Here is a 9,573-nt window from a genome sequence, read left to right as displayed (position 1 = left end):
ACATGGTTAAACCCGTGTAAATTTCCGGCAAGGTAGTCATCTTTGGGTTTTTTCTTGGGGAACAGCAGTGAGCTTACTGCGATAATGGCAAGAATAACGATAACCACCATGACTTTTTTACGGGTTAATTTTGTGGGCATACTTAGGTTTCTCTATTCCTTGATGATATGCCTTAATCAATGTGACAATTCATCACTAAAACTCAACGTAATACCCTCTTCTTCATTAAAGCCTAAAATGACATATTGTGATTTTTCAGCACAGGCTTGGCGCAAAAGAAGTTGTTGGCTAAGGATGGGGAGAATTTGTTGATTAAGCAGACTATCGATATTGCGAGCACCTGTATCAGGAAGTAGGCATGCATCAACAATGGTGTCGTAAAGAGCTTCTTCTACAACACCAGTTAAACGATAGTGTGTATAAAGACGTTTAAGTACGCCGTTTAGTTTCATCTCAACAATCGTGCGTAAAGCCGTTGCATCTAAAGGACGATAAATCAATGTTTGAAAACGCGCTAATAACGCAGGTTGGAAATGATCGCGTAAAATAGGGCGTAGTGTTTCTTGCAAATCACCATCGGTACTTTGTGGTGCTTCTTCTAACTGTTGCATTAAATAATCACTGCCTAAGTTTGCAGTCATTAAAATAACCGTGTTACGAAAATCAATTTCACGTCCTTCACCGTCACGCATAAAACCGCGATCGAAGACTTGATAGAAGAGGTTTAAAACATCACGATGTGCTTTTTCAACTTCATCAAGTAATACAATACTGTAAGGGCGTTTTCTGACTGCTTCCGTTAATACACCACCTTGACCGTATCCCACATAACCTGGAGGAGAACCTTTTAATTGACTGACCGTGTGAGCTTCTTGATATTCAGACATGTTAATTGTGATTAACGATTTTTGACCACCAAACAGACATTCCGCCAGTGCAAGTGCGGTTTCTGTTTTACCAACGCCACTAGGTCCCACTAATAAAAAGACACCTTGAGGCCCATTTTCAGACACTAATCCGGTTCTTGATGCTCGTAAACGCTGAGCTAATGCGAGTAAAGCGCTGTCTTGACCAATGACATATTTTGATAAGTTACTTTCTAACTCTAATAAACCAATTTGTTCATCTTTAAGTAGGCTTGAAAGGGGAACGCCTGTCCAGTCTGCAATGACTGTCGCTACGGTACGAACATCGACATCAGGGTTTAAAAGTGGTGCTTCTTGTTGTAATTGTGAAAGTTGTTGCTGTAACTGTGCTGACGTTGCGGTATTTTCGGGATCTTGTCTGCTTTCAATTAACTGACAGATCATCTCTTTTTCTTGTTCGAAGCGCTGTTCTAGTGTTTCGAGTTGAAGAGCTAATTGGGCATCTTGAGAAGATAAGTCAGATAATTTTGTTTGATTAGTTAAATTGCCAATAGTGATATCATCTAGGATCGCTTTTTGTTCTAGTTCAAGTGCATAGCGTTTGGCTTTAATGCGAGTGAGTTCTTCTGGTAAGGTGTCTAAACTCATGCGAATACGCGCACTGGCGGTATCAAGTAAATCAACGGCTTTATCAGGAAGTTGGCGGCCTGTTAAATAACGACGTGATAACGTTACGGCGGCTTTTACTGCATCATCAGTAATGTGTACGCCATGATATTTTGCATAACGAGATTTTAATCCTCGTAACATTAAAAAGGCTTTTTCATCATCAGGTTCGTCAACTTTAACGATTTGAAAACGGCGCTCTAATGCGGCATCACGCTCAAAATATTGTTTGTATTCCGACCAAGTGGTTGCCGCGATGGTACGTAATTCACCACGTGCTAATGCCGGTTTTAATAAGTTGGCGGCATCCGCGCCACCGGCTTGATTACCAGCACCTATGATTGTATGTGCTTCATCAATAAAAAGTAGAATTGGGGAAGGTGATTGTTGAACGGCATCAATAACATTTTTTTAGTCGTTGTTCAAATTCACCTTTTACGCCCGCTCCTGCTTGTAATAAACCTAAATCTAGAGTGCGTAATGAGGTAGTTTGTAAACTGATAGGGACATTTTTTTCAGCAATACGTAACGCTAATCCTTCAACCAGCGCAGTTTTACCGACACCGGGCTCACCAACAAGAATAGGGTTGTTTTTACGTCGACGGGAGAGAATATCAACCATTTGGCGAATTTCATCATCTCGACCAAATACGGGGTCAATTTCACCTAGGCGTGCTTTTTCTGTCACATCAATCGTAAATTTATTTAATACTGCTTGTAGAGCTTCATTTAGTGTATGACCAATAATGGCGTTGTCAGAGGTAGTTGAAGGTTGATCGTTTTTTTTCGTGGTTTATATTATTTTCAGCAGTGTGATTATGCACCGCAAGTTGTTGAACTTCAGGTCTTTCATCTGATTGGGCATCAAGTAAAGGTCTTAATCGTTGTAGTTGTGTTTCACCTAATGTCATTAAAGGCCATAGGGTATCTAATTGAACTAATGTTGGATGGCGAGTCATCGTTGTAAGTAAATGGACACTACGAATTTGTTCGATATCTTCATCAAGAGAAGCAATTACCCATGCATTTTTAATCAGTTCTAATAAGGGCTTGGATAATCGAGGTTGGCTGCGTACAGTGCGGGGCAAGTTATCAATTGCGTCAAGTAAGTCTTGCCAAAGTGCGGATAAATCCCATTCATAGCGACGAGCTAAAACAGTGATATCACTTTCACCTAGCTCTAGAATTTTTAATAACCAGTGCTCAATAGTCACTTCTGCATGAGCTCGAGTTTGGCATAATGATGCCGCAGCTTCGAGTGCTTTTGCACAATAAGGATTTAACCGACGCAATAGCATGATAGATTGATTTTCCATGTTTTCTCCCAGTAATGAAGTCCCTATTGAGGGGATTTAGGTACGCTACCGCCCTTAGCCATAGACCGAGGCTCATAAGGTCATATTCTTCATATTTCAAGTTTCAAGTTTCAAGTTGTAGCGTTGTTGACTGCACTCACTCGCACTAGTCACATACTTTTGTATGTTCTTAGTGACTCATTCACTTGTCGCCTAGCTACACCTTGAACTATTTAGAGTATTTGTTCGTTGTGCTTTAAATAGTGTTGTAATTTAAATATTTTTAAAAACAGGCGGTTAACCGCCTGTTTGCTTTAGTTTTACGCAGTAGCGCGTTCATTCCATGAATCTGAATGAATGATATTTCCGTCTTTGTAAGTCCAAGTGATTTTTTCGTAACGCAATTCAACTTCTTCAAGGTGATTGTGTTTCTCTTTGGTTGGATCTTTGATGTTGTGCATCTTAGGCGCCACTTTTACGACTTTGACGTTTTCAAGTGTGGTGTTGAAATATTCAACTTCTTGACCCGCGTCATCGATGCGATACCACTTAAACTCTGCCTTTTTTAAGGTTTGTCCCGTTGTTACTGCCTTGTACAAATACGGGCTAGAGGCATCGATTTCTTTAACGAAGATAAATGGAGTATGGATACGTGTACCGGTTAATTTGCCAGTATTGTTATCTGTTGGAATGTATAAGTTGTGATCTTGAGCGACGACTTCAATGCTGCCTTCACGATCTTGAACATTAACAGAGCCTTTGATATCCGCATTACCGTCATCTTTTAACCAGAGGTATACAGGAATAGCCATAATTACATCTCCTTTCTAAGGTTTAGTTGCCACCATCCTTCAGTGGCGTAAGGTCATCAGCTAATACCTGACAAGCATCAGCTTGAGGTATCAGGCGAATTTCAACTCGACGATTACGAGCTCGACCATCAAGTGTTGAGTTATCTGCAACAGGCTGATGCTGACCATATCCTTGCACTGCAAAACAAGATGGTGCGATATCACTGGTTTTGATCATCCAATCACGCACGGCTTCAGCTCGTTTAAGTGAAAGTTTTTGGTTTAAATCGGGGTTGCCTGTGTTGTCGGTGTACCCAGAAATAACAATTAACCAACCTGGCTTGGCTTTTATATTGATAAGCGCATCAACAAGTACTTTGGTCGCCTCATTTTTTAATTCATATTGACCAGAAGCGAAGAGAGCAAGACTATCTAACGTCACCATTTCAGGCGCTTCTTGCATGATGATAGGTGCTGGTGGTAATGGCGGAGCCCATGAACTGAGCAAGGCGTGTAAATAAGGTAAGATGTTATTGCCTTGATATAACGCTAAAGAATAGCGAGCAGGAATACCTTCTCGTTGCCAATGAGAGAGGAAGGTTGCATCTGAAAGTAACTGTTGATAAGCCACTTTTTTTAGGCTCTAAATTTTCATCAGTAATACTTTTAAAGTGATGAATATCATTACCGATATCATAAATTAACTGTTTATTATGATGATAACTTCCTGATATTGCCCCAATAAGAAATAACCCACAGATCATTCCAACAATACCAATGGTCGTTTCTATTTTTAGTAAATTGACATCGTGAGCGAGCTTATCAATCACAATGTCTGGTAAAGGTAATTCGTCGTGATGATTTGATTTTTTTGTAATAACTGGAAATAAGGTGGTTTTATGGTGAATAAATTGAGCCCAACTGTTATCTGAAAGGGTAGGAACAGTCGTAAATTGCATTGTCCAAGCAACAGGAATAAGACTTGGAGCACCTGATTGAGTAACCGTAAACAGAGGAATAAATTCACTTTTTAACCAAGCCAATAATTGGTCAAGCCAGAGCGCCATAGTGAGTTGGTTTTCAGTTTGCTCTCTATTTTGTAATAGCCATGTTGAAATAGGTTGAGTTGCTAGATCATCAGAGATAACAACTAACTCAGATTGACCATTTAAATAGGTTATCCAGGGTGTTGTGCCATCAAAATGTGAATTGAGAGAATTAACGGGAGAATTAAGATAAAGCGCCACCCAAAAAGGTAATGCCTTACCTATTTTTTTATTGTTTTCATGGATAGCCCGACGCCAATTAAGTATTTCGTGAGTAATTTCTTCTTGCTGTAAGTGTTGTTCAGGTAATAAGGCATATAACACTGATAATTGGCGTAATTGTAAAGGCGCAATATCAACGATATGTTGAGTGATGCTGAGCAAATCCATTGGAGAAGAGGCACAGATATACCAACCTTTAGCTGTCTCTCGGTACGTCTGATTTTCATGAAAAAGCGCTTGTGATTGACCACAAACAATAATGACAGCGCCATGATAATTATCAGGAGGGAGCAGGTTTGTAAGTGCATCCTCAAGGTAGGGAGCACCTTTGTGTTGACGGAAAAACCAGACACATAAAGTGAGTGTGACGAGACAAATAAAGGCGGTCAGAAAAAAGGATATCTCTTTACCCAAAGACCAAAATCCCCAAAGCAGCCACAGTAATAAGATTGCTGAAAACAATGTAATACACTGTTTTATCCTGTTTTTTTGCATCACTTTCCTTGAATTACCCATTGTTGAAGTAAATTTTCTAATGACACAGAAAAGCCCCACCACAGCATTGCTATCACCACAATCCCGCCAAACCAGCCTAACCAATAAATATGGCGACGATTTATTCGATGCTTGGGTTTCATCACTAAAGGTAAATCACTAGATAGTGCATAGGCGGGAAGTTGAGTATTGAGTAGTTCAATAATTTGTTCACGTTCAGGCGCATCGGTTTGGCGATATTTACCCACAAACCCTAGCGTGATCACACGGTGAAAACAGATAAGTACATCCTGGTTGGGCGCCGGTTCATTTAATAGATTACGCAACCTATCCCATAATTTGTCACCAGCTTCTAATGTATTGAAATACTTGGCTTGTAGCGGTGATTGTATCCACTGTAAGTAACCGTCATCACGCTCAGTACGATTCATCACGCTTTCATCAATTAAAGCGCATTGCGCATAAAGCATGTTTTCGATGGCAGATTGGGAATAGCCTTTTTCTGTGAGTTGTTGGCGCGTTTTATCAATATGTTCACAGACGCGCCGATAGAAGGCTTTGCCATCAGTAATTTCAGCACCTTGGCGTAGCTGACAAACCATTAACCAAGTATCAGCAAAAAGCATATCAATCATGTTATTTTTAGCTGTTCTTGTATTCGTTATCATGAGCGAAGTACCGCAAAAAGTTCGAGCTGAATTTCACCTAAGGTTCCTGGTACATAAAAAGCACAGTGCCCCGAAGAGAGCATGGCTTGACCAGCAGAGTTATTGAGTTCAAGAGCAAAATAATGATTTTCTAAACGCAGAGGGATAGCAGCAGGAACATGTGTTAAAGGTTGTAATGGAATACCGTTAAGTGCAACGTTAACCACACTAGCAACATCGTCATTACTACCGGCTTTACAAAGCAATGGAAATTGAGTGATCAACAAATGAGCGGGTAATGTAGAACGCACTGAAAGATAGAAATCAGCCCCTTCGCGTAGACGAGGATCATGCAATTCACCACGCCAGAATGGCCCTTCTTTATCAAGCGCAATACTAATTACGCGTGAAGGTAAACTCGCTTCTAACAGGGTATTCAGTAAGCTAAATAAAGGTGGAAAAACCTGTTCAGGGAATGCGTGTTGATAAAGCGGAATATCACTATTTTCATGATCGAGTGAAAATGTCAGTAATGCACCCGCGAGACGTACTAATTCACGATAAAGAAGCTCAGGGTGACGTCCCATTGATGAGAGAAATTCAATTAATACAGGCTCTGCACTGTTAATCGCATTGAGTAGCCAAAAGAGCGAGACATCAGCAACAGCAAAATCAGCCATTTGCTCATTATTTTCGCGACGCATAGTCATTAAACGACGACGTTTTGCGACTAAGCGATGCATAAATTCTGAAAATAAGGTCGTTAATTCATCGCTCGCACTACAACTTAATAGTGGGGGAATAAAGTGTTTATCTATTTCCCATGCACCTTGGGCATTGCGGATTAAGCGAGCGACGGGACAAGTCATGTATGCGCTATTTTCTTCATGAGCATAACGCAAAGTGATGCTGTGTCTTAACACCGCGATATCCGTTTGTTCTTGACCAATTAAATCTTGTACTTTTATCCACTCCTGATAGAACGGTTGTGGTCTATCAGAGCGCCCTTCTTGCATAAGATTACCTCCATTAGCTTGCAATAGAGGTAATGCGAGAACGATATCAAGAGTTTGATGTTGCGAGTAATGGCTAAGCTCATTGACTGGCGGTAAGTTGTCTGCCAGCGTTGTATCAATCAATGTGCCATCAGGAAAACGAACGATAAGTTTTTGTGCGCTAAGACGTGAGATAGTTAAGGCGCTTTCATCAAATTCGGCACAAATAACGCCCCATGCTGATGCAATCGTCATATTGGCGATGGTGCTAATGAGATAGCTATCCCATCTTGCTTGTTGTTGAAATTGCTGAGGAGCCAAAAAGGCCCCATCACTCCAGAGGGGGCGGTATATTTTCATCCGTGCTTCACCTTATGCTTTCGCTTTTGGCATTTGAGATACTAACGAGAGATCTACATCCATTCCTTCGACTTGGAAGTGTGGAACGGCATACAGTTTCACTCTGAAAAAGCCTGGGTTATCTTCAATATCTTCCACCACTACTTTTGCATCGCGAAGTGGGTGAGAGGCTTGTAAATCATCACTTGGATCGGTCATTTCGGTCACTAAACTACGAACCCAATTATTTAACTCAAGCTCTAATAAGCGACGATCTTTTGTGGTACCAATATTTTCACGCTGAATTAATTTCAGATAGTGAGCAATTCGCGAAAGAAGGAAAATATACGGTAAACGCGAATTGATACGGCTATTCGCAGTTGCATCGGCGGTTTCATAAATAGCGGGCTTTTGCGCTGAGTTTGCAGAGAAGAAACAAGAGTAATCACGGTTTTTATAGTAAGACAGTGGAATAAAACCGAGGTTGGCAAATTCAAATTCTCGAGTTTCGGGGATCATGACTTCAGATGGAATTTTAACCTGACTCCCAGTGCCTAAATCATAAAGATGAATAGGTAAATCTTTTACAGCACCACCTGCTTGAGGACCGCGAATTTGTACACACCAGCCATTGTTAATAAAGCTTTTAACCATGTTAGCAGCAAAAGCAAAAGTTGCGTTTGTCCACAAATATTTCTCGTGATCTGGACCTTTTACTTCTTCAATATAATTAAAACTACGTACAGGGATAGTGTCTGGACCATAAGGGAGACGACCTAAAACGCGAGGCATCGTCAAACCAATATAGCGGGCATCATCAGAATCGCGGAAAGATTTCCATTTAATGTATTCGGCACGATCGAAGTAGTTGCTGATATCTTTAATAGCCGCAACTTCTTCCATCGAATTTTTACCAAAGAAAGCGGGGCCAACAGAGCCAACAAATGGCATGTGAGCTGAAGCTGAAATTTTTGCAATGTTACGTAATAACGCAATATCTTGAGGGCTGCGATCAAATTCATAGTTCGAAATAATCGCAGCAATAGGTTCACCACCAGGGGTATCATACTCTTCAATGTAGGTATGGTGATAAAGACCACTTTGAATTGTCTCTGGGCAATCTTCAAAATCTTGGCGTAAATCATCTTTGGCAATATCTAACAATTCGATTTTTACATTTTGACGAAAGTCAGTACGATCAACTAAGAATTTTAATCCACGCCATGCCGATTCAATTTTTTTGAAAATCCGCGTGATGCATGACTTCATCAAGCTGCTCACTAATTTGTCTATCTAAATCCGCAATATGATGGTCGAGTAGATTCCTATCTAAACGTTCAACTTTTTGACCCGAAGATTTCAAACGGTCGAGAAAGACTTGAACAGCAACAGTAACGCGCTCATTTGCTGTTGCATCTGCCAGCGCACTGTTATCTTGGAAGATATTAATATCACTTACCTGAGAAACAGGTGTGAGGTTGATTTTTTCAAACAGTGAGGCGTAAACACCGCTATTCGCTGGCTCATCAAGTACAGTTGTTGTACTTTTTGAAATACTTTCGCTATTAACTGACATAAGCATAATCCTGTAATGATAAAATCCAATTAGTCTTTTTTCGGTGCAAGTTGAGATAATTCCTCGCGTAACTCATCACTTAATGCAGGATCTTTAAGGATATTTTCGAGTTCACGGCGAAAAGTGATGTTATCAAGGAGGTTAGATTTCAAGTCACGTAAGAGATTACGCATTGCCAGCATGGCGCGTAATTGAGGGATCTGGCGAGCAACTTGCTCTGGCTCAAAATCAGCCATTTCTTTAAACGATAGTTTGATACTCTCTTCAGTACCATCATTGGCTAATGTATTTTTTACGGTAAGATTGACGGACGGAGAGAATTCGGTAAGTACACTGTTGAAGTTATTTTTATTTATATTGACCTTTTCTCTTTCTGAAAGAACACGCTTATCTTTTCCATTGCTGTAGTCACCGATAGCCAAAAGTTTTAATGGCAATTCCACTTTCTTCTGTGCGCCACCTGTATGTAAGTCAAGCTTTATATTGACCCGAGCTTTTAGGAACTTCATTTTGAAAACTATCAGACATAATAAATTCCTTGTATTAAAACGAATAAAAGATCACTTGAGAGTGGAATAAAAATAATCTCACAGTCAGGAGACTTAATTTAATGTAATTAATCTTATATTAAATAA

5 protein-coding genes and 3 pseudogenes are annotated in these 9,573 nt (G+C 40.2%); all 8 read right to left on the bottom strand.

The genetic code is table 11. The features are described 5' to 3' along the window. Nucleotides 1–176 precede the first annotated feature (176 nt). Nucleotides 177–2,848, bottom strand: a pseudogene (gene tssH, locus BHE89_RS02780) (type VI secretion system ATPase TssH). 299 nt (nt 2,849–3,147) lie between these two features. Next, on the bottom strand, nt 3,148–3,639 hold the full coding sequence (locus tag BHE89_RS02775) for an Hcp family type VI secretion system effector (RefSeq protein ID WP_023583757.1): 492 nt from the start codon (nt 3,637–3,639) through the stop codon (nt 3,148–3,150). A 22-nt stretch (nt 3,640–3,661) separates the two neighbouring features. Then, the gene (locus BHE89_RS24780) at nt 3,662–4,249 is read right to left on the bottom strand and encodes an OmpA family protein (protein ID WP_286145839.1); all 588 of its coding nucleotides are present in this window, start codon (nt 4,247–4,249) and stop codon (nt 3,662–3,664) included. Further along, the gene (locus BHE89_RS02770) at nt 4,149–5,381 is read right to left on the bottom strand and encodes a hypothetical protein (RefSeq protein WP_286145838.1); all 1,233 of its coding nucleotides are present in this window, start codon (nt 5,379–5,381) and stop codon (nt 4,149–4,151) included. Before BHE89_RS02770 ends, BHE89_RS24780 begins: the two co-directional genes overlap by 101 nt. Beyond that, nucleotides 5,381–6,049 carry a type VI secretion system protein TssL, short form gene (gene tssL, locus BHE89_RS02765; RefSeq protein WP_069367623.1) on the bottom strand — a complete coding sequence of 223 codons (669 nt, stop codon included), beginning with the start codon at nt 6,047–6,049 and terminating at the stop codon, nt 5,381–5,383. Before tssL ends, BHE89_RS02770 begins: the two co-directional genes overlap by 1 nt. Next, nucleotides 6,046–7,383 (bottom strand): type VI secretion system baseplate subunit TssK, encoded by a 1,338-nt coding sequence (gene tssK, locus BHE89_RS02760; protein ID WP_069367624.1) that lies wholly within the window; start codon nt 7,381–7,383, stop codon nt 6,046–6,048. Before tssK ends, tssL begins: the two co-directional genes overlap by 4 nt. 12 nt (nt 7,384–7,395) lie before the next feature. Continuing rightward, nucleotides 7,396–8,944: pseudogene (tssC, locus tag BHE89_RS02755) on the bottom strand (type VI secretion system contractile sheath large subunit). A gap of 23 nt (nt 8,945–8,967) precedes the next feature. Next, nucleotides 8,968–9,466, bottom strand: a pseudogene (gene tssB, locus BHE89_RS02750) (type VI secretion system contractile sheath small subunit). Between the last annotated feature and the right edge of the window lie 107 nt (nt 9,467–9,573).

This window comes from Shigella sp. FC1967 (assembly GCF_001743005.1).
Lineage (GTDB): Bacteria > Pseudomonadota > Gammaproteobacteria > Enterobacterales > Enterobacteriaceae > Proteus.
This window is presented reverse-complemented; position numbering and strand designations above follow the sequence as displayed.